Source organism: Parabacteroides caeci, from assembly GCF_023656795.1.
Lineage (GTDB): Bacteria > Bacteroidota > Bacteroidia > Bacteroidales > Tannerellaceae > Parabacteroides > Parabacteroides segnis.
In genome coordinates this window covers 1-21,660 of sequence record NZ_JAMOKT010000063.1, presented here as the reverse complement: position 1 = coordinate 21,660, position 21,660 = coordinate 1, and the positions used below count along the sequence as shown (strand labels likewise).

General features: G+C 42.9%; 19 protein-coding genes and 1 tRNA gene. 12 read left to right on the top strand and 8 right to left on the bottom strand.

Going from position 1 to position 21,660, the window contains the following annotated elements:
• The first annotated feature begins 25 nt into the window (after positions 1-25).
• Positions 26-787 carry a class I SAM-dependent methyltransferase gene (locus NBH15_RS23500; RefSeq protein ID WP_250823685.1) on the top strand — a complete coding sequence of 254 codons (762 nt, stop codon included), beginning with the start codon at positions 26-28 and terminating at the stop codon, positions 785-787.
• 120 nt (positions 788-907) lie between these two features.
• Here the strand turns inward: NBH15_RS23500 and NBH15_RS23495 are convergent.
• A tRNA-Leu gene (locus NBH15_RS23495) sits at positions 908-991 on the bottom strand.
• A 175-nt stretch (positions 992-1,166) separates the two neighbouring features.
• Here NBH15_RS23495 and NBH15_RS23490 point away from each other — a divergent pair.
• Positions 1,167-2,249, top strand: a complete 1,083-nt coding sequence (locus NBH15_RS23490) for a mannose-1-phosphate guanylyltransferase (protein ID WP_128135368.1) — start codon at positions 1,167-1,169, stop codon at positions 2,247-2,249.
• Here NBH15_RS23490 and NBH15_RS23485 read toward each other — a convergent pair.
• From NBH15_RS23485 to aroQ, 5 genes are all read right to left on the bottom strand, one after another.
• Positions 2,242-3,465: an ABC transporter permease gene (locus NBH15_RS23485; protein ID WP_244050574.1), complete on the bottom strand. Its 1,224-nt coding sequence runs from the start codon at positions 3,463-3,465 to the stop codon at positions 2,242-2,244. The genes NBH15_RS23490 and NBH15_RS23485 overlap by 8 nt on opposite strands.
• 12 nt (positions 3,466-3,477) lie before the next feature.
• Positions 3,478-3,813 (bottom strand): 30S ribosome-binding factor RbfA, encoded by a 336-nt coding sequence (gene rbfA, locus NBH15_RS23480; protein ID WP_010800893.1) that lies wholly within the window; start codon positions 3,811-3,813, stop codon positions 3,478-3,480.
• Between the two features lie 12 nt (positions 3,814-3,825).
• Positions 3,826-4,452: an O-methyltransferase gene (locus tag NBH15_RS23475; RefSeq protein WP_128135367.1), complete on the bottom strand. Its 627-nt coding sequence runs from the start codon at positions 4,450-4,452 to the stop codon at positions 3,826-3,828.
• A gap of 95 nt (positions 4,453-4,547) precedes the next feature.
• Positions 4,548-5,999: a pyruvate kinase gene (pyk, locus tag NBH15_RS23470; protein ID WP_128135366.1), complete on the bottom strand. Its 1,452-nt coding sequence runs from the start codon at positions 5,997-5,999 to the stop codon at positions 4,548-4,550.
• Between the two features lie 33 nt (positions 6,000-6,032).
• Positions 6,033-6,470 (bottom strand): type II 3-dehydroquinate dehydratase, encoded by a 438-nt coding sequence (aroQ, locus tag NBH15_RS23465; RefSeq protein ID WP_250823684.1) that lies wholly within the window; start codon positions 6,468-6,470, stop codon positions 6,033-6,035.
• A 99-nt stretch (positions 6,471-6,569) separates the two neighbouring features.
• Here aroQ and xerD point away from each other — a divergent pair, with 99 nt between their 5' ends.
• Positions 6,570-7,475 (top strand): site-specific tyrosine recombinase XerD, encoded by a 906-nt coding sequence (xerD, locus tag NBH15_RS23460; RefSeq protein ID WP_128135364.1) that lies wholly within the window; start codon positions 6,570-6,572, stop codon positions 7,473-7,475.
• Positions 7,476-7,505: 30 nt separating this feature from the next.
• Here xerD and NBH15_RS23455 read toward each other — a convergent pair whose 3' ends face one another.
• Entirely contained in the window at positions 7,506-9,494 is a 1,989-nt protein-coding gene (locus tag NBH15_RS23455; protein ID WP_250823683.1) for a DUF4954 family protein, read from the bottom strand.
• A gap of 28 nt (positions 9,495-9,522) precedes the next feature.
• Positions 9,523-10,734, bottom strand: coding sequence for a GTPase HflX (gene hflX, locus NBH15_RS23450; protein WP_250823682.1), 1,212 nt, complete (start codon positions 10,732-10,734; stop codon positions 9,523-9,525).
• Between the two features lie 70 nt (positions 10,735-10,804).
• Here hflX and NBH15_RS23445 point away from each other — a divergent pair, with 70 nt between their 5' ends.
• The 9 genes from NBH15_RS23445 (at position 10,805) to NBH15_RS23405 (ending at position 21,568) form a co-directional block, all read left to right on the top strand.
• Positions 10,805-12,583 (top strand): T9SS C-terminal target domain-containing protein, encoded by a 1,779-nt coding sequence (locus tag NBH15_RS23445; RefSeq protein ID WP_250823681.1) that lies wholly within the window; start codon positions 10,805-10,807, stop codon positions 12,581-12,583.
• A gap of 51 nt (positions 12,584-12,634) precedes the next feature.
• Positions 12,635-12,856 carry a hypothetical protein gene (locus NBH15_RS23440; RefSeq protein WP_009860036.1) on the top strand — a complete coding sequence of 74 codons (222 nt, stop codon included), beginning with the start codon at positions 12,635-12,637 and terminating at the stop codon, positions 12,854-12,856.
• A gap of 241 nt (positions 12,857-13,097) precedes the next feature.
• Positions 13,098-13,460, top strand: coding sequence for a BlaI/MecI/CopY family transcriptional regulator (locus NBH15_RS23435; RefSeq protein ID WP_009860035.1), 363 nt, complete (start codon positions 13,098-13,100; stop codon positions 13,458-13,460).
• A gap of 21 nt (positions 13,461-13,481) precedes the next feature.
• On the top strand, positions 13,482-15,476 hold the full coding sequence (locus NBH15_RS23430; RefSeq protein WP_250823680.1) for a M56 family metallopeptidase: 1,995 nt from the start codon (positions 13,482-13,484) through the stop codon (positions 15,474-15,476).
• Positions 15,477-15,495: 19 nt separating this feature from the next.
• Positions 15,496-17,076 carry a tetratricopeptide repeat protein gene (locus NBH15_RS23425; protein ID WP_244050577.1) on the top strand — a complete coding sequence of 527 codons (1,581 nt, stop codon included), beginning with the start codon at positions 15,496-15,498 and terminating at the stop codon, positions 17,074-17,076.
• Positions 17,077-17,092: 16 nt separating this feature from the next.
• On the top strand, positions 17,093-18,625 hold the full coding sequence (locus NBH15_RS23420; RefSeq protein ID WP_233567506.1) for a tetratricopeptide repeat protein: 1,533 nt from the start codon (positions 17,093-17,095) through the stop codon (positions 18,623-18,625).
• Positions 18,626-18,743: 118 nt separating this feature from the next.
• A complete protein-coding gene (locus tag NBH15_RS23415) occupies positions 18,744-19,940 on the top strand; it encodes a DUF4934 domain-containing protein (RefSeq protein WP_128134435.1) in 1,197 nt (398 codons plus the stop codon).
• Position 19,941: 1 nt separating this feature from the next.
• Positions 19,942-20,514, top strand: a complete 573-nt coding sequence (locus NBH15_RS23410; protein ID WP_233567278.1) for a hypothetical protein — start codon at positions 19,942-19,944, stop codon at positions 20,512-20,514.
• 31 nt (positions 20,515-20,545) lie between these two features.
• A complete protein-coding gene (locus NBH15_RS23405) occupies positions 20,546-21,568 on the top strand; it encodes a DUF4934 domain-containing protein (protein WP_250823679.1) in 1,023 nt (340 codons plus the stop codon).
• The last annotated feature ends 92 nt before the right edge of the window (positions 21,569-21,660 follow it).

Below are 21,660 nucleotides of genomic sequence, written 5' to 3'. Positions count from 1 at the left end.
TAAAAAATAGAATTTGGAGAACAGAATGAATACAGATTATAAAGTTGGCGATTTGATTTATGACGCAAGTATTTATGATGGATTAAATACTTTCCTATCCGATTTGCAGTTTTACAAAAAGTGGTTGCCGAAAAATAGGGATGCTAAAATACTTGAACTTTGCTGTGGTACAGGCAGACTTACGCTTCCAATTGCAAAGGAGGGATACAATATTTGTGGAGTCGATTACACTTCGTCCATGCTTGAACAAGCAAAGGCAAAAGCTTCTGAAGCAGGAGTAGAAATTACTTTCATTAAAGCGGATATTAGAACGTTAGATTTGCACGAAAAATTTGACTTTATTTTTATTCCATTTAATTCAATTCATCATTTATATAAGAATGAAGATTTATTTGAGGTATTTAATGTCGTTAAAAATCATCTTAAAGATGGAGGTTTATTTCTGTTAGATTGCTTTAACCCTAATATTCAATATATTGTTGAAGGTGAAAAGGAACAACAGGAAATTGCGGCATATACAACTGATGATGGGAGGGAAGTCTTGATAAAGCAGACAATGCGTTATGAAAACGCAACTCAAATTAATCGCATAGAATGGCATTACTTTATAAATGGTGAGTTTCATTCAATTCAAAATCTGGATATGAGATTGTTTTTTCCTCAGGAATTGGATTCATATCTGGAATGGGCCGGATTTAAGATTATTCATAAGTTTGGAGGCTTTGAAGAAGAAACATTTGGCGATAATTCAGAAAAACAGATATACGTTTTAGCATTTGATAAGTGATGTGGTCAATTTAGGCCTATGCCGAAGTTAATAAGCATCAAACGTTCCGTAATTCGTTACGCACTAAAAGAAAAAGTCCTGACTATCTGTAGATAATCAGGAACTTAATTTTAGGTAGTGTACCCAGAGCCGGGATCGAACCGGCATGGAAGTGAATCCACTGGTGTTTGAGACCAGCGCGTCTACCAATTCCGCCATCTGGGCATTTGTTTTTTTCTAATGCGTTGCAAAGGTACGCATATTTTTTATTTGTGCAAGCGTTCAGCGATTTTTTTTCAAATTATCTATAGCTTTCGGGGAATAATATAAGATAGGAGAATAAATCCCGGATTATTTCGTTAACTTTGTAAGAGTATAATTAAAAAACAACCTGTGTATCATGAAAGATAATTATTGCGTTATCATGGGTGGAGGGATTGGCAGTCGCTTCTGGCCTTTTAGCAGAGAAAGTTATCCAAAACAATTCTTAGATTTTTTCGGAACAGGACGTTCTCTGTTGCAAATGACTTTCGATCGTTTTTCCAAAATCATCCCGGTAGAAAATATTTTTATCGTTACTAACGAAGCTTACGCCGACTTGATTAAAGAACAGTTGCCCGAATTGAAAGAAAACCAGATCCTGCTGGAACCGGCACGTAGAAATACAGCTCCTTGTATTGCTTACGCTGCTTACCATATAAGAGCATGTAATCCGAATGCCAATATTGTTGTTGCTCCTTCCGATCATCTGATCCTGAAAGAAGATATATTTTTGAAAGACGTTCAGAAAGGATTGGATTTTGTAAAGAACAATAATGCATTGGTTACGTTGGGTATCAAACCGAGCCGTCCTGAAACAGGTTATGGTTATATCCAGAGTAGCGATTCCATGCTGGGAGAATTTACCAAGGTGAAGACTTTCACGGAAAAACCGAATCTGGAACTGGCAAAAGTCTTTTATGAAAGCGGTGAGTTTTTCTGGAACTCTGGTCTGTTCCTGTGGAACGTAAATACAATACTGGAAGCTTTTGCCAAATATCTTCCGGATATTGCCGTTCGGTTTGACTTGGGTAAGGATAAGTTCAATACAGAAAACGAACATGAGTTTATTCATGAGAACTTTCCTTATTGCCTGAAGATTTCCATCGACTACGGTATTATGGAGAAGGCGGATAATGTGTATATGTTGTGCACTGATTTCGGTTGGGCAGACTTGGGTACCTGGGGTTCCTTGTTTGATTTGGCTCCGAAAGATGAAAATAATAATGCTGTGTTGAAGAATAGTAATGCATTGCTTTATGAAAGTTCAGGAAATGTAATAGCCGTAGGTAATTCAAAAAGACTGGCTGTGATTCAGGGTGTTGAAGATTGCATCGTGGCTGAATCGGGAAATGTATTGCTTATCTGCAAAAAAGATGACGAACAGCGTATCAAGCAGTTTGTGGCAGATGCACAGATAAAATACGGGAAAGAATTTAATTAAACCATTTCTTTCCCAGATAATGTACGGGATACCAGGCGGCCATGAATCCAATGGCCGCTACCGTAATAAATGCAATCAGGGCATCTGTGAACATCACCCGCACCGGATATGCGTCGATAATAAAGGCGCCGGCTGTTTGTCCCAATTTAATCAATCCGAATTGCCGCTGTAAAAAACACAATGCCAGACCTATCACAATCCCTATCAGGGCTCCGAATCCGGAGATCATCCAGCCTTCAAATAGAAATATACGACGGATAAGTTTATTGTCAGCTCCCATATTCCGAAGGGTATGTACGTCATCTTTCTTTTCTATCATCAGCATAGACAGCGAACCGACTACGTTGAACAAGGCGATTGTCAGAATGAATGAAAGTATCAGGTAAGTGATCCATTTCTCTACCTGCATCATTTTGAAGGACGCTTCCTGTTGTTCGTAACGGTCTTGTATGATAAACCGGTCACCCAGGATAGCTTTGAGCTGTTTTTTGACTGAAGAGATATTGGCTCCGTCAGCAATTTTCAGTTCGATGGAGGTGACTTCCTTGTCATATTTGAATAATTCACGTACCAGTGAAAGGGGGAGTATCATGTATCCTTCGTCGTATACCTGCTGGTTAATCATGAAAACTCCGCCTATGTAGGCATATTCCTGACTGAATGAAGAAGCCGGGTTGGATAAATTGACCTTTTCATTCCGTTTGGGGACATAAATTTCAAGCGGAGAAGCGAATCCCGGTTTGGCACCCAGTTTGGATGACAGTCCGACCCCGAGGATGGCATAATCAGTAACTTCGTCTTTCAGGATGAAGCTGCCGTCTATCAGTACACTGTCTATCTGGGTCAGATGGCTGAAGTTGTCGTCCACCCCTTTGATTATTGCCACATCCTGGCGGTCGTGATAGCGTATCAATGCATTATCCTGAAGAACCTCTCCGAAATAAGCAATATCGGGCAGTTGTTTTACCTGTTGGAATTCGGCAGTTGTCGGGTCGAACACTTTCCCGGTGCGGGGAGAAATCTTCAACTCCGGGTCGAAACTGCTGAACATGTCTGCTACCAGGTCATTGAACCCGTTATAGACCGACAGTGCACAAACAACTGCGGTGGTAGCAATGACTACACCGCAGACACATACCATCGAAATAATATTGATGGCATTGTGGGATTTCTTCGAAAAGAGGTACCGCCGGGCTATATAAAACGAAAGGTTCAACGCTTGATTCTCTTATTTCTGTAACAGTTTGTCAATGTTTTCAATATAATCCAGCGAATCGTCAATGAAGAAACTCAGTTCCGGGATGATGCGAACCTGTTTTCCTATACGTTTGCCCAAATCGAAACGGATCGCTTTGGTATTTGCACGGATCGATTCCAGTAACTCTTTCCCTTTTTCGGAAGGGAAGATACTCAGGTATGCTTTGGCAACGCCCAGGTCGGGGCTGACGCGTACCGCACTTACAGAAATCAATATACCCGGCATTCCCTGGGTCTGTTTCTGGAAAATGTCGCCCAATTCTTTCTGGATCAGACGACCTATCTTGTTCAGTCTTGTACTTTCCATATCGTTATCAATTTATTTTTTCCATATCATTGTCAGACCGTCACGAAGCGGAAGGATCACTTTCTCCACCCGGGGGTCTTCTTTTATTTTATCATTAAAACTAAGTATTCCGATGGTTTGTTTATCTGACGGGTGAGGTTTTTCCAAAACTTTACCATCCCACAGGGTGTTATCGGCCAGAATCAGGCCTCCCGGACGCACTTTGGGAAATACCAGATCGTAATAGTCGGAATACAAGCGTTTGTCGGCATCGATAAATACCAGGTCGAATGTTTCGTCCAGTTCCGGTATGATTTTCATCGCATCGCCTATATGCAGCTTTATTTTATCTTTCAGGGGAGAGCGTGAGAGATATTTCATGATGAAATCCTCCATTTCATCATTGATCTCGAGTGTATGGATCAGGGCGTTGTCTTCGGTTCCTTCGGCCAGACAGAGTGTGGCGTAACCGGTGTAAGTCCCTATTTCCAGTACACGGCGGGGGCGAAGCATGCGACAAAACATTTTCAGTATCCGTCCTTGCAGATGGCCGGACAGCATACGGGGACGCAGCAGGTTTACATTGGCATCGCGGTTCAACGCGGATAACAATGCGCCTTCTTCGTCGCTGTGATTGAGAATGTATTCGTCTAATGTCATTTAAATAAAGAATGTTTATGCTTCAAATATACGAAAAAAGATGTAGCAAAAGCGTTTTACCGACTTTTGCGACACCTTTTCCTGTTTTATTTTATTTATTCCTTAAAGGTCGGGAGTGAATATTTACTTCCGGCATCCAACACTTTTCCGACGTTGTTGATTTCGAGGAATGTCGTGCCGCCACCTTCACCGAAGCTGCCGCTCAGGTAAGCAACCATGTCGTTACGGGTGATACGTCCGCTCTTAATCAATTCGTTCAGTGCGCTGTAGAAATAACCGCGACGGCTGTCATCCCACGGCTGATATACGGCCCATACGCCATATGACAGAGAAAGCATGCGGGTTACACGCGGGTTATAGCAGATGGCGAACACCGTTGATGTACCACGGAAAGCTGCCAGGTATCGGGCTGTGCGTCCGGTGTGGCTGTCGGTGATGATTGCCTTTACATGTAGCTTGTTGGAAGATTTTACCGCCTGTTTTGCCAGGAATGAAGTAACATCCAGGTCGTTACCTTCGATAGGTACACGGATGTCGTTGGCGGCTAGCTTGGTCTTTTCAGCTTCGCGAGCAACTTTGGTCATTGTCTGGACTGCTTCCAGCGGATATTTACCGTAAGCTGTTTCACCGCTAAGCATCAATGCGTCTGTGCGGTAATAGATTGCGTTGGCAATATCGGTTACTTCCGCACGGGTAGGACGCGGATTCTTAATCATGGAGTGAAGCATCTGGGTCGCAACGATCACCGGCTTTTTCACTTCCACGCATTTGCGGATCAACACACGCTGGATTCCCGGAATCTTTTCGGCCGGAACTTCGATGCCCAGGTCACCGCGGGCGATCATGATACCGTAAGCTACTTCCAGGATTTCGTCGATATTGTCGACACCTTCCTGGTTTTCGATCTTGGCAATGATCTTGATCGGACTTTTATGTTCGTCCAGGATCTGTTGTATATCCAATACATCCTGTTTGTTTCTTACGAAAGAGTGAGCAATGAAATCCAGTTCGTTTTCAATCGCCCAAAGAATATTTTTACGGTCTTTTTCTGTCAGTGAGGGGAGGTTGATGCGTACACCGGGGACGTTCACGCTTTTGCGGCTTCCTAATGTCGCGTCGTTCTGCACTTCACAGAGCAGATAATCATCCTGTTTCTCGATGACTTTCAGTTCCAGGTCTCCATCGTCGATCAGGATATCGCTGCCGATATTCAGGTCGCCGACAAAGTTTCTGTATGAAACATAAATGCAATCACGGGTTGTCTCTTTTTCCGGATCACCGATTATCTTAACGGTGTCGCCGGTTGTAAAAGGTATTGGCTCTTTTGCCGTAGTGGTACGTACTTCCGGGCCTTTGGTATCCATCAATATACCGATGCGGTCGGATACTTCGCGTACATTTGTAACAACACGGTTTAAACCTTCTTCCATCATGTGGGCCGTATTCAGGCGCACAACATTCATTCCTGCATTGTACAGTGAGCGGACAAATTCCACATCACAACGTTGATCAGAAATTGTAGCAACAATCTTCGTATGCTTTAACATATACCTTAAATATTATAACCTATTATTTACTTTTTAGTCGTTGGCAGTTGGTTGCTGCATAAGCGCTTCGAGCGCCAGCCGGTATGAATCCAGACCGAATCCCAGTATAACCCCTTTGCAGGCAGCAGAGATCATCGATACATGACGGAATGATTCGCGTGCATGTACATTTGAAATATGTACTTCTATAACCGGGGTAGTCACTGCTTTTATGGCGTCGTGTAATGCGATGGATGTATGTGTATATGCTCCCGCATTCATTATAATACCATCGTATTCAAAACCCGTTTCATGGATTTTGTTGATCATCTCACCTTCTATATTACTTTGAAAGTAAGCTATTTCGCATTGAGGATACCGGGCGCGTAATTTGTCCAGATAACCTTCAAAAGAAGCATTACCATATACTGTTGGTTCGCGTTTGCCCAACAGGTTAAGATTAGGACCGTTAATAATCTGAATCTTCTTCATTTGCTGTAACTTTATTACCTTTGCACCACCTGGTACGGGCTGAAAATATCCGGCAAAGGTAATGATTTTATTTGATACATACATAATTGCCTGTGTACAATGCAACAAGGAAATAATATAATCGACAAATATAAGACCTGGCTCCGGCTGGAAAAGTCTCTATCTGCCAATTCGATAGAAGCTTACCTGACCGACCTGGACAAACTCATTCGCTTCGTGGAAAGTGAAGGGAAAGACTTTGCTACGATCTCTTATCAGGATTTACAGCAGTTTGTAGCCCAGTTGCGTGATATAGGAATCCATCCGCGTTCGCAGGCCCGCATCATATCCGGTATAAAATCGTTCTACCGCTTTCTTTTACTCGACGAGTATATAACAGCCGATCCGACGGAATTGTTGGAATCGCCCAAGATCGGATTGAAGCTGCCCGAAGTATTGACGGTCAATGAGATAAATGATATATTGGATACGATAGACCTTTCTTTGCCGGAAGGGCAGCGCAATCGGGCTATGCTGGAGGTGTTGTATAGTTGCGGCCTGCGTGTTTCCGAGTTGATATCTTTGCGTTATTCGGATGTTTATTTTGATGAAGGTTTTATCAGGGTGGAAGGTAAAGGGAGCAAGCAACGCCTGGTTCCGATTTCTGAGACGGCTATCCGGGAGATAAAGAATTATCTGCTGGACCGTAACCGGATGGTGGTGAAAAAAGGATTCGAAGATATTTTATTCCTGAGTCGCCGGGGCACGACTCTATCCCGTATCATGGTTTTTCATATTATCAAGCAGCAGACGGAGATGGCGGGTGTTCATAAAAATGTCAGTCCGCATACGTTCCGACATTCTTTTGCGACCCATTTGCTGGAAGGCGGTGCCAACCTGCGGGCCATCCAGGAGATGCTGGGACATGAGAAGATAACGACTACCGAGATTTATACACATATCGACCGGCAGTTTCTCCGGAAGGAAATACTGGAACACCATCCCCGGAGCCGTCGGCGGGAATGAGATGTATCATATATTATGATACGGATCTTATTATATTAGCTTTTCTATCCTTCCGATCAGCTCATCTCCCAGTGCCCGTTTGGTGCTGATATGTTCTTTTACGGCTGTGACGAACGGGTTTTGTTCGAATGCGCCGCGTACGACTTCGAAGTCCTCTTCTTTTTCTTTGCGTGTGCCGTCTACGCCGAAGCCTGTCATTGAGGTAAGGGAGAACTCCTTGCGGGCATCTTTGTAAAGCATCTCGTCCAGACCGATGACGGATGATTTCCAGATTTCAACCAGTTCGATGATCTTTTCGGGGGTGATCTCACTTAGCTTGATTCCGTAGTATTCTTCTATTTTCTGATAAGCCCATGTCCATTCTATTTCATAATATGAATTATGTTGGTACTGGAAGAAGGCATTAATCTTTTCCAAAGAATTTATCCGGTGGCTCTCGATATCTTCTATCAAACCGTTTAATTGATCTTTCGGAAGGATCAGTCCAGACAGGTCAACCCATTCGCCGGTTCCTTCTTCGGCGGTTGGGGTCAGTTGTTTTCGGACTTCTTCTATGTTCTGGAACTGTGTGCCTTCTAGTCTTTTTATCAGAGAATTACCGAGAAATTTATTAATTGCCATTCCGTATAGTTTCAGTGCATTCTGTAAGGAAGAACCTTTAATACGGGTATTCTGATAGTAATATATTTCGGAAGTTTCGCCGACAAGGCTTTGTAGATTCTTTAGAATACCGACCGCTTTTATCATTTTCTGGATGGTGTAGGGACTCAACAGATTGTAGTTAATCATATCCAGTTTGTTTGTGTCGGTTCGTTTATCACGTCTCGGCCATTTTTGTGCGTCACGGATGGTACCGACACTTCGCAGATTGACACCCGGCACCAGATAAGTCTCGTCGTCTTTTTCAATCAGATAGGAGAAAGGCATATCGGACGTGTCGCTGTGATGGTGGTGGCGGCCCATAATTAATGAAAAGGCGCCGATGCGTGCCGGCCAGAGGATATAGGAATCACTGGTCGTTTTGGACCCTCTTTCAACAATACCCTGGTGGATCGGTCCGAGCTTATACATGTGATTGCTTTGATTCGAACCGCTTCCGGCGTTCAGAAACGAATACATGCCGGCAATCAGGAGACTGCTCTTATGCATGGATACCGTGAACGGTCCGGCGAAGATGGCACAGGCCTCTCCGTTTTCAAAAGAACAGTTGCTGAACAGCAGGGAGTCGTGTGCCGAAAAATTATGTGTCACGTGGCAGGCCTGTCCGATGAAGCAACGGATGATCTTTGCCGCATCGGCTATTACCGCACCTGATGAGATGATAAAATCCTGGGCGATCACGCTGTCACCGATATAGACAGGGGCTTCTTTATTACTGTTCACAGTCCCGTTTTCCAGGCGTGTACAGTTCTCGATGGTAGCGTGTTGGCCTATGTTTACATTACGGATTGTCCCGGCATTGATTATCTTTACGTTCTCTCCGATCGTCCCGTAGTCGGAGGAGATACTTTGGGTATACTCTGCAATCATTTCCTGCAACCGTTCGATCAATATCGGGCGGTGGCGGTAAAGTGCGATTACATAAGCCAATGGGGCGGAAAGCTGATTGTATATGGGGACTTCGCGACCTCCGGTCTCGTTCAGCACTGAAACCTGTACGTTGTTGCCGAACGTGCTTTCTCCTTCCACGACCATCACGTTGACATTCTCTATATAGCAGTTGTCTTTGATACGGTAGTTAGCAATGTAATTGTGGGTGTTCTCGATCAGGATATTATCACCCAGCATGCAATTATGCAAGGTTGTATTTCTGAGCCCGCTGTGTTTTCTTATTCCGCCGGGGAGGGTAAACTCTTTCTCGAAATGTCCTAAAATAACTGTGCCTGAGAAATGTACGTGATGGATATATCTGGTCTCGAAGGATAAAGGGACTAGCACCTGTCCCCAGTTTTCGGCATAACAACCCTGAGATTGCAATACCGCAATCTCTTCGGGTTGTAGGTTTCTGATTTTTTCCATTGGTCAACTAGTTAGTATTTCTATTGCTTTATTCTTCGTCGTATTGCTGGAAGAGAAAGTCATTGTATGGGAAACGGGTGATATGTATCTGTTTTACCCGTTCATATAATAATGATTTCAACGCATCTATGTTAGTACGTTCCTTGGCGGAGATAAAGATGCAGTTATCCTGCAACTTATTCATCCAGGTGCGTTTCAGCTCGTCCAGGTTGATGTTTTCCCGTTTCCGCGGAGTCAGGTCGTCTTCGTCTTTCGGAACGAAGGTGAACGCGTCGACTTTGTTGAAGACCATGATCATCGGCTTTTCGGTCTTGTCGATTTCAGCCAGAGTCTTGTTTACCACTTCGATCTGTTCCTCAAAAGTCGGGTGGGAGATATCTACTACATGAATCAGCAGGTCGGCTTCGCGCACTTCGTCGAGGGTCGACTTGAACGATTCGACCAGTTCGGTGGGCAATTTGCGGATAAAACCAACAGTGTCTGACAACAGGAACGGCAGGTTTTCAACGATTACCTTTCTAACTGTCGTGTCAAGTGTGGCGAACAGCTTGTTTTCGGCAAACACATCACTTTTGCTCAGTTGGTTCATCAATGTTGATTTTCCGACATTGGTGTATCCGACCAGGGCGACGCGGACCATCTTGCCACGGTTCTTCCGTTGCACGCTCTTTTGCTTGTCGATATCCACCAGGTCACGTTTCAACTTGGCTATTTTATCCAGAATGATACGCTTATCGGTTTCCAGCTGGGTTTCACCCGGGCCACGCATGCCGACACCACCACGCTGACGTTCCAAGTGAGTCCACAGGCGAGTCAGGCGAGGCAACATATATTTGTATTGTGCCAACTCGACTTGCGTTTTTGCGTTGGCGGTCTGTGCGCGGCTGGCAAATATATCGAGGATCAGGCTAGTACGGTCGAGTATCTTCACCTGAAGTTCTTTTTCGATATTGCGAAGCTGTTTAGGCGAGAGTTCGTCGTCGAAAATAACTAGTCCGATTTCATTTTCGATCACGTACTCTTTTATCTCCTGTAGTTTACCGGTTCCGACGAATGTGACGGGATTCGGGTAGTCCAGTTTCTGATAAAACTTTTTGACGGCTTCGGCTCCGGCCGTATCGGCAAGGAATGCCAGTTCGTCCAGATATTCTTTAACTTTCTGTTCGTTTTGCTCGGGGGTAATCAAACCAACGAGCACCGCTTTTTCTGTCAGTGCTTCTGATATAATAAATTCTTTCATGCGGCAAAGATAATCATTTCAATTATTTCTTTATATTTGCAAACACAATAACGACTAAAATAGTTTAGCTATGAAAAAGAAACATTTACGTATGTTTCGGCATATTCTTGCCGGAACTATGGTTCTAACAAGTATGGTGTCTGTTCAGGCACAGGTAACAAATCCCGAAACATGGAGCAGTTTTGTAGAAAGTGGTGCGAATCCGTCGGTGGTGGATACGTTTCGCTGGCAGTTGTTCACATCGTCGGAGCGTAATAACTGGAGTTATACTCTTGGTGATGGTGCAATCATATCTAATGATCAGAAAACGTTGAAAATGCCCTTGTCTTCCTCTGTCATTTTTGAGAAAAATTTATTGTCATGTTATAAGAATGTATATATAGTTGTGGGGATTACGGTTCATTCTTTAGTTCCTGGGGATACTTTATATGCCGTATATAGCAATACTTTAGGGGTAAAGCGAAAAGGTATTTTATGTCCTGATCCCAAATATCCCAATCAGTCACATTTTTCCAGAAGGTTGGGGTATGATGCTTATTATTTAGCTCTGACTGCTTCAGATCCTGTCAGTGGTTCTAAAAACGGGTATTTTCAAATTGATAGTGTGTATAGCTACGGCTCAATTCGCCAATATTCTCTTTTCTCCGGAAATGGCAACTGGAATGATACCATTCGTTGGTCTCACCTTCCTCCCTTGCGTCATCGAAGTGCCCTGATCAGTGGTGAGGCAGAAATTAATTCTACCGTGCAGTGTGAGCAGGCCCTGTTGGGTAATGGCAGTCTGCATATTTCAGAAAAAGGCCATTTCATCGTGGATAGGCTTGTTCTCTATAGCACTGACAATCCACTGACAAACACTGACAGAGCGCTGACAACTACTGACAATTCACTGACAGTGGCTGGTAAACTGACGGTTAACAAGCAATTGGAAGTCCGTTATACATTCCCGGAAAAAGGTAAATGGTATTTCCTCTCTTTCCCCTTTGATGTTTATCTGAATGATATAGATAAACGTTTTCAGTTGAAAGATAGAACCTTTTCCGGTAAAGGTGATTTTCTGTATGTGCAAGTTTATGACGGGGAGAAGCGTGCCCAAAGCAATGACGCGACAGGTAACTGGACGGTACTTTCCCCGGAGGGATTATCCGATGGTCTTGTCTTTGAAAAAGGAAAAGGTTATCTGGTCGCTTTGGATGCAGCTGCATCCGATAATACGTTGACCTTTTCAACCGCAGGGAACGATATTCCTGAAAGTTTTGGTAAAACGGCATCTGTTCCGATCTATGCGGCATCTGCCGGAAATACGGACAAAGCGCATAAGGGTTGGTATCTTTGTGGGAATCCATTGCCTTCTCCTATCTCATTGTCGCAGATATCAGCAAATCCGGCGCTAGATGGAAATATTTATATATATGATGGAAATGCCTACGAGTCCTATCCGATAGGCAGTGAGTATGTACTTCCTCCTTTCTCGGCTTTCTTTGTCAAAGCATCGGCAGATACGGAGATTAAATTGACGGCTGCTGCATTGTCAACAAATGCAGTTCGTCTGAAAACAGGTTGTCCTTTCTCTGTAGCGGCTACAGAGCCGGAAGAAGTGGCTGTTCATAATTCTGTATTTTCAGGAACAGAGAAGAAATGCTATTTGAAAGGAAAGATACTTTATCTGTCAGATTTGCCGTCGACTGGAACTGTGCGGGTATCTGATTTTACCGGACGTGTGGTGTCTGTCCATTCGGTATTACCGGGTTCTTCAACCCTTCCGCTTTCTTTACCGGTAGGATTCTATATAATAAATGTGGAGGCAGGTCATTATCATGCCCAACACAAATGCGTTCTGACCCAATGAAAGAATAAACTATCTTGTATCTTTGTCTGTTCAAAACAATAAAAAAGCCGTATGAAGAAGATTAATATTACAACTGGCGTTCTGGTGATCTATCTGATTGTGATGAGTGTATGGGGATGGCCCGGAAAACAGCCCGATCCGGACTGGGTACAGTATTTCTCGGTGATGGGAGTATCCCTCTTCGTCATTCTCCTGCTGCGCTATCTGCAAGTTAAGCGGATGAAGATGCGGGATAAATGGAAAGAAGAGAATCGGCATTCAACAGAAAAATAGGATATATTTCGTTTAAAACGGGCGAAATCTTGTTTAAAACGGGTGTCGGATTCGTTTAAAACGAGATTTTACCCGTTTAAAGCGAAGTTGTGCCTCGTTTTAAACGGGATTTACCGGATACATTGATTTGAACCGAAAGGAAATCGTTTGTATTAATCTTTAATACTTCTTAACTTGTTTCTATTTGTAGATATACGATAATTTCGTAGATTTGCGATATAATCGTAAATGAATTAGGATCATGGAAAAATTAACAATGCAGGAAGAAGAAGTAATGCGCTTGATTTGGCAGATTGGGCCTTGTTTCGTTAAAGATATACTGGCTAAGTATGACGATCCGAGGCCGCCTTATACAACACTTGCTTCTATTGTAAAAAATCTGGAACGTAAGAAGTATGTGAAAAACAAACGCTATGGAAATACGTATGAATACACTCCGCTGATCCCGGAGAGTGAATATAAACGTACCTTTATGAGCGGTGTTGTTCGTAACTACTTTGAAGATTCATACAAAGAAATGGTTTCTTTCTTTGCCAAAGATCAGAAGATTTCGGCAGAAGATTTGAAAGACATCATCGATTTGATAGAAAAAGGAAAAGAATAAACCTTTTAACACCTTATTACCATGACACCGGAATTTGCCTACTTTCTGAAGGTGAATGTAGCCTTTGTACTCTTTTACGCCTTCTACCGTCTGCTCTTTTATAAGGACACATTCTTCAAGTTGCGCAGGGCTTCCCTCCTTGCTTTCTTTGGTTTGGCGTTGCTTTATCCATTGTTGAATATTCAGGAATGGGTGAAGGAGCAGGAGCCGATGACGGAGGTGATACAGATTTACTCGGCTATGCTGCCGGAGATGACAGTAACCCCAGAGGTCGTTGTTAAAACAGACTGGAAAGGAATCCTGCTTTCGGCAAGTTCATATATGTACTGGGGTGTCATGGCTCTTTTATTTGTCCGTTTTTTTATTCAGTTAAGCAGTATCCTGCTGCTGGCTTACCGGAGTAGACGGACTGTTATACATGGCGTACCTGTCTACCGGCTAGATAAGCCTGCCGGACCTTTTTCATTCTTCAAAATGATCTTCATACATCCGGAAAGCCATTCGGAGAAAGAGATAGATGAGATACTTACACACGAATGTACCCATGTTTTCCAGTGGCATTCGGTAGATGTGATGATTTGCGAGCTGATTACCGTCATATGTTGGGTGAATCCCTTTGCGTGGCTTTTGAAACGCGAAGTGCGTCATAACCTGGAATACCTGGCAGACAATACCGTTATCCAATCCGGATACGACTGCAAGAGTTATCAGTATCATCTGTTAGGCCTTGCCCATCATTATCAGGCTGCAGCAACATTATATAATAGTTTTAACGTATTACATCTAAAAAACAGAATCAGTATGATGAACAAAAAGAGATCCCACGGGATCGGAAGAACAAAATATCTGATATTCATTCCTCTGGCAGCATTTTTGATGTTGTTGAGCAATATTGAGGCGGTTGCCCGTATTACGGGAGAAATTGCAGCCGAAGCTGTTGCCGGAGTAAAGGAAGCGACTGAAATAAGTGTGCTTTCGGAGGATGATGTGAAAGTGTCAGGTCAGGTAATTGACGATTTTAACGGGCCGGTTATCGGTGCGAATGTGATTGTAAAGGGTACTAATGTAGGTACTATTACGGATACGGAAGGTTATTTTGTGCTGGAAACGACCAAGAATGCTGTTCTCCGCTTCTCTTTCCCGGGTATGAAGGCGAAAGAAGTCGCAGTGAAGGATGTACAGGGTAAGTTGAAAGTACAATTGTACTCGGATGGAAGTGCACAGGGATTGCAGTCTGCTCCTCCCCCTCCTCCTATGTCACCTCAGATATCGACAGACCCCTCGGATCTGGTTTTCACAGTCGTGGAAGTGATGCCTGAATTTCCGGGCGGACAAGGTGCCTTACTGCAATTTTTGGCAAAGAGTATTAAATATCCGGTAATCGCTCAGCAAAATGGTATTCAGGGACGTGTAACCTGCTCGTTTGTAGTGGGTAAAGATGGAGTGATCCGGAATATCGAGGTCATTCGCGGGGTTGATCCGTCGCTGGACCTGGAGGCTGCCAGGGTAATATCCATGATGCCTAAATGGAAACCGGGTATGCAAAAGGGAAAAGAGGTAAATGTGAAGTATACGGTGCCGGTGACTTTCCGTTTGCAAGGAAAAGAGGACAATAAACCGACACCTCTCCCTGCTGGAGAGGGCGATAATGGAATCACTGTTGTGGGATATGGTGAGCAGAAATCAACTGATACTTCCGGCCAGGTATTTGCAATAGTGGAAAAGATGCCACAGTTCCCGGGCGGAGAAAAAGCGATCAATGAATTTATTTCAAAGACGTTGCAATATCCGGTCATTGCACAGCAGAATGGCATCCAGGGAAGGGTTGTTTGTTCATTTATTATAAATCAGGATGGTTCGGTCACAGATGCTGAAGTGATCGGTGGCGTTGATCCATCTTTAGATAAGGAAGCGCTGCGTATCGTTAACGCAATGCCTAAATGGATTCCCGGTACTCAACGGGGAAAAGCGGTTCGTGTAAAATATACTATGCCTGTTACTTTCACATTGCAGTAATCACTAAAACATAGAGCAGATGATGCACAAATATACTGTTTTGCTTCTTCTCAGTGTCCTGTCCCTTATGGGGCAGGCACAGAGTCTTTCATTTCAGGAACTACTCAATAAAAAGAAGTTCACAGAAGTGATCGCCCTGGCCGATAGTCTTACTCCGGCAGATTCTGCTGATTATGTTACTATGTCGGCTATCGGCCAGGCTTACGAAGGTGTATTAGAATATAATGAGGCTTACCGGTGTTATCAGCATTGTCTGCAAATGGATACGACAAATGTCGATGCCTTAAGTTCCGTTGCCCGGGTAGCAATGAACCTGGGAAAAGCTTCCGTAGCCCAGGATTGTTTCCGGAAAGTACTCGAAAGCGACAGTACCGATTTTTATGCTAATTATCAATTAGCCCGCCTGTATTCCCAGATCGGCGATTATGAGAATGCCGTGTTGCAGTTCAATGTGTTGCGCGATCAGGATACGACAAAGGTAAATCCTGTTATTTACCGGAATATAGCTGATTGCTACATGAAAATGAATGCTATTCCGGCAGCTACGATCTGCTATTTTCAGGCTTATAATGTTAACCGTGAAAATGCCGGATTGGCCAGTGCTTTGGTGAATTGCCTGTACCGGATGGGAGGTCCGAATATACAGGACGGATTATCCATTTGTGATACGGCGTTGTTTTATAATCCCGGAAATCATGCGTTGCGTCGTAACAAGGCGATGGGTTTTTATATGAATAAACAATATGCCCAGGCTGATACGTTATATGGAGAATTGTTTGCAGAAGGCGATACCTCTTTCCTTACATTAAAATATGGAGGTGCTTCGCGTTACCTGGCCGGACGTGCCATGGATGCGATCGATTTGCTGGAATGGGCGTATGGGAAAGATACGACGGATGTAGAAACGAACCTGTTACTGGGAGCTGCTTTAGGTAAAACATATGACCGTAAACGGGCCTTCCTGTTGTTCGATCAGGCAGAAAAGTTGATGCAGCCGAATGAGGCGTTGGTGAATATGTTGCTGACTTCCCGCTCAGAGACTTTATTCAAAGATGGTCGTCAGCGTGAAGCTGAAGGATTGCTTTATAAAGCCTGGCTTGCCAATAAGGATCGGCTGGACTTATTGTTCCGTATTGAACGGGAGTATTCCAACTGGGGACCGGAGTATAAATCGGCAGAAGATTTGGCCAGGGCTTTGTTTGCCAAGGTTACATTCCTGAGAGAATATTTTCTGACAGGAAAGAAATTACAGGGATTCCAGCGGTATCGTTCTATACTGCAATATCTGTATGAAGACGCTTTCTTTACGAATAAGACAGAGCTGGTGATGATTGCCCCGGACAATAAGAAAAGTAAGATATCGGCTGAAGACTTAAAGTCTATAATAGACCGGTTGCCGGATATCTCGCAACTTCCGGAGGTAGAAAGAAAACATTATCAACAGATGGAAGAAGTGTTCAAAAAAAGGAAAGAAAACGGAGTCGGCAGTACAAAATCGGAGCCTCTTGACGAGAACTCGGAAGCGTTTAAAGCAGGAATGAAAGCTGTTCAAAAGTACCTTGATAGTCAAAAGAAAGAGCAGGAAAAGAAATCTGAATAACTAAATAAGTACGGATATGGATAAACGAATCAAGTTGGTGGGGATTTTATTACTCCTCCTTACCTTTTACATCCATGCGTTACAGGCGCAGACGCTGTTCTCTTTGCAAGAGTTGGTGAACAGAAAACAATTTCCGGAAGTGCTGGCTCGGGTAGACAGTCTTACGGCAGCTGATTCGGCTAGCTATACGACTATGTCGGCTATCGGTCAGGCTTATGAGGGGATGTTCCGGTATAAGGAAGCCTATATCTGTTTTCAATATTGTTTGTCAATGGATACAACGAATGTGGATGCTTTGAATGCACTTGCCCGTGCTGCAATTAATTATGGTAAGATTACGGAAGCCAAACGTTGCTATGGAAAAGTGTTGGAATCGGATAGTCTGAATTTTTACGCCAATAATCAGTTGGCACGTCTTTATTATCAGTTGGGTGATTATGATAAATCGATGGATCATTACCGGACTTTAGCATCCTATGAGAGTGATAATCCGACTATTCTGGCCGGCCTGGCGGATTGCCATATGAAAAAAGGCGGTATGAATATGCTGATTGCTTTGGAACTGTATACCCGTGCCATGGAAATCAATCCGGAGAATATCCGTGTGGCCTCTTCCCTGATTAACTCGTTACTATGGAAAGGAGATGGAAAAACAGCTTTACAGGTTTGTGATACCGCCTTGTACTATAATCCTGATAACCGACAGATTCGGCAAAGCCAGGGGATGGCTTTATACATGACTAAAAATTATTTGAAAGCAGATACCGTTTACAGCGGTCTGTTAGCAGAAGGTGATTCGTCTTTTATCAATCTGAAATATGCAGGTGCCTCCCGTTATATGTCCGGCCATGCAATAGATGCCGTGGAACCGTTGGAGTTGGCTTACGAAATAGATTCGACAGACGTGGAAACAGTCTTGTTGTACGGAGCTACATTGGGTAAAACCTATGACCGGAAACGTGCCTATCAATTGTTTGACCAGGCAGAAGAGTGTATGAAACCAAAGAAGTTTTATGTTAATCTATTGGCCTCTTTCAGAGGAAGTACACTCGAACGGGACGGTCGTTTCAATGAAGCAGAGAAAGTCTATTATGAAGCATGGAAGAAAGATCCGACACAGTTGAATTTACTATATGAAATCAATAAGCACTACTGGCTAAGGGAGTCGGAAATGTTTAAGGATGAGAAGTTGTTACAGAAAACCCTTTTCAGTAAATACACTTACATGACTGAAATGATGAAGCGGAAAGAATCTAAAGAGAACTTGTTTGGCTTTCGTTATTTCTTTGAAGACTTATATCAGGAGGCTTTCTTCCGTGATATTACTGAACTCACAATGTTGGCTCCCGATGGTAAAAAGAGTAAACTCTCTATGGCTGATTTGCAAAGCATAATCAAGCAGCTTCCCGAACCCTCTGAACTCGAACGGAAACGTCGTGAAGATATGAAGGCGGCCATAAAGGAATATGAAAAGAAAAACAAGAAAAAAGAAATAGCTGCAAGGGATTCGTCAAATGGCATCAATGTTGAAGGGAAAACTTCTCGATAGAAGGTGTCAATGACACATTCGGTTATGGTGCAAAAGGATATGACTTTTGCCGATGGCTATTGGTTTGTATATGATTATGTTAATCTGTTCTGAAAAATAAATAACAAAATACACAAATATGAAAACTATCAAACACTTGCTTTTAGGGGGATTTACCCTTTTGTTGCTCTCATGCGGAGGAAAGAAGTCCGGTGATCAGCCGGTTGAAAATATATCGGAAGTGCCTGAATATCCGATAACAATCTCCTTTGCCAAGGGCATTGAGACAGAGCAGGAGGTCCGGTTGAGTGAAATTGCCAGGGAAGTAAAGATCGTGCCATTGGAAACAAAGCCCGAATGTCTGGTTGCCAAAGTATCTCAGGGAATGATACAGATGATAGATCATAACCTGTTTATTCCATGTAGCGAAGGGTTATTGCAGTTTACGGATGATGGAAAGTTTGTCCGCTCAGTAGTCAAGCGGGGACAAGGGCCGGGAGAATACAGCATTATCCGGTTTATAGCGGCTAACAACAGGTTGAAACAAATTTATATAATGGATAACGGAAGGATTCTTACCTATACAATAGGCGGTGACTATGTAGGAGAGTCTAAAATACCTTTCTGTTGGCAGTTTACTTTGTTGGGAGATAGTGCATACGTCGGCTACATTTATAATAATACAGGCCAGAAGAAAGACCGGCTTGTCCTGGTTGACCGGCAGGGAGAGACACTGAATACTTTTCCTCAATATGATCAGTTTACGATAGCCAATGGATTGAATTATTATTTGTGGGGGCGCTATGATCGTTATCTCTATTCTTTCAGGGAAGAAGCCTGTTGTAAAGAGTATTATAATGATACGGTCTTTACGGTTACCCCGGAACGGCTTGAACCGCGCTATATCCTGGATTTGGGAAAGTATAAGATACCGAAAGAAAGGCGTTTTGAAGTTCTGGAAGGAAATTGGCAAGCCTATTCAGAGCCGGCACAAGCCTATCTGCGACCGGATTTCCATGAAACGTCTCAATGGGTATTTCTCCCTTATACCTCCTGGGATGTTACCAACAAAGATGAGTTGCCCCGTCTGGCCATGTACGATAAGAAGAAAGGCGCTTGCTATAAGGTGAAAAACAATCGTATCATAAATGATATGCAGGGGAGTTTACCTTTCTATCCGGAGACTCGCATTTCGGATGATGTATTGCTTTATTTTCTTGAAGCACCCGAGATAATGGAGTTGGCGGAAGATGATCCTTCTATCCTGGAATATGAACAGCTGAAAAATCTCAAAGAGGATGATAATCCGGTATTGATGATTGTTTATTTGAAGTAGTATGATATATTTTATCCAATTTCTTTTGTTGTTTCCGTTACTGTTCAATTATTCAGTTGAACAGCCGGTTCCTGTCCGGCTTCATTATGATGAGACGACACCTTCTCCCTCGGGTGCACAGGTTATTAAGTTGTCCGGAGATTTGCAAGAACGAACTTATAAGATACGGATGGCACATTATAAAGAAGGAGTTGTGTCTTATAAAATCCTGAATGAACAGGCTTATGTAATAAAAGATACCGTATTCTCTATTCGTATCGCGGTTGAGCCTCTCCATGCACATGAAGTGGACTTTACCGTGGAAGGTGAAACGCTAATTGTGGAAAAAGCAGAGGTAGAAGATGTCTTGCACAGTATTTTATTGGAGACATATCCGACAAGAATCTATACTTCCAATGATACGATACCTCTTACCAGTTATACGAGTGGTGCTTTATATGAAGTGATGCTTGAAGGAAAGAAACAACAGGCTGGTAGCTATTGTGATGTCCGTAATGCTAAACTTCCTCCGAAGGAATGGCATGAAGCATTTAATATGAAAGAGTATATATGGTTTGATTTATTTTTTGAGTAACATTGAATTATAACTTTAAGTCAAGGGCATTATGAAAAAGAAAAACTTATTTTTGTTTATGTTGCTGCTTTTAAGTAGTTACTATGATATGGATGCACAAGATGTATCCCCTGTTAAAATACCGTTTGAAACAGCATTAAATACAACGAAAGAACTAGTCTTGAGCCAGATTGCAGCGGATGTGAAAATAGTACCGTTGGAAACAACGGAGAATTGTTTACTCTCAAAAGTGAAAGCAGGTGCCATACAGATGATCGGACATGATATTTATATTCCTTGTGATATGGGACTGCTTCAATTTTCCGATGACGGTAAATTTATCCGCTCTGTTTCCCGTAAAGGGCAGGGGCCTGGTGAATATGCTAATATCCGCTATGTCGCTGTTGATAGAGTACAGAAGCAAATCCATTTATTAACTAATGGAAAAGTGCTGGTTTTCTCGTCGGAAGGTAAATCTTTGAGGGAAGCCCGGTTCCCGATGGTGTGGCAATTAGAACTGTTGGGGCAAGATACGTATGTTTCTTATGTATATAATGGTAACGGAAAGAAAAGAGAGAAGATTATTTTGTCTAATATGAAAGGAGAACAGATAAATACTTTCCCGCAATACGATCAGTTTACCGTCCCGAGCGGAATGATGTTTTATAATACAGACCCTTATGACAGATACTTGTATCAGTTTGCCGGAAACACCTGTCTGAAAGAGTTTTATAATGATACCGTTTTTACTGTAAAGAAGGATAAGCTTATACCGCGTTATATCTTTGACATGGGAAAGTATAGATTGCCCGATAAGTACCGGTTTGAAGTATTGGATGGAAACTGGGAGCGCTTTAATGAAGTCTCAGCTCCTTACTGGCGTCCTAATATGGTGGAAACCACCCGTTCGGTTTTCGTTCCTTATTCTCCCTGGAAATTTGAAGATCGTATCAAAGGACGCAAACTGGTCGTATACGATAAAAAGGGGAAAAGTAGTTATAATGTAAAAGGCGGATACATAAAAAATGATATGAATAGCCGGTTACATTACTGTCCCGTAAAAGTGGATAAATAGTTCTTTGAAATAATTGAAATATAGTCTATTAGATACTACTTTTTAGGCGCGACGATTTGAAATCATACCTTTGAGGTCAATTAAGGTGACCT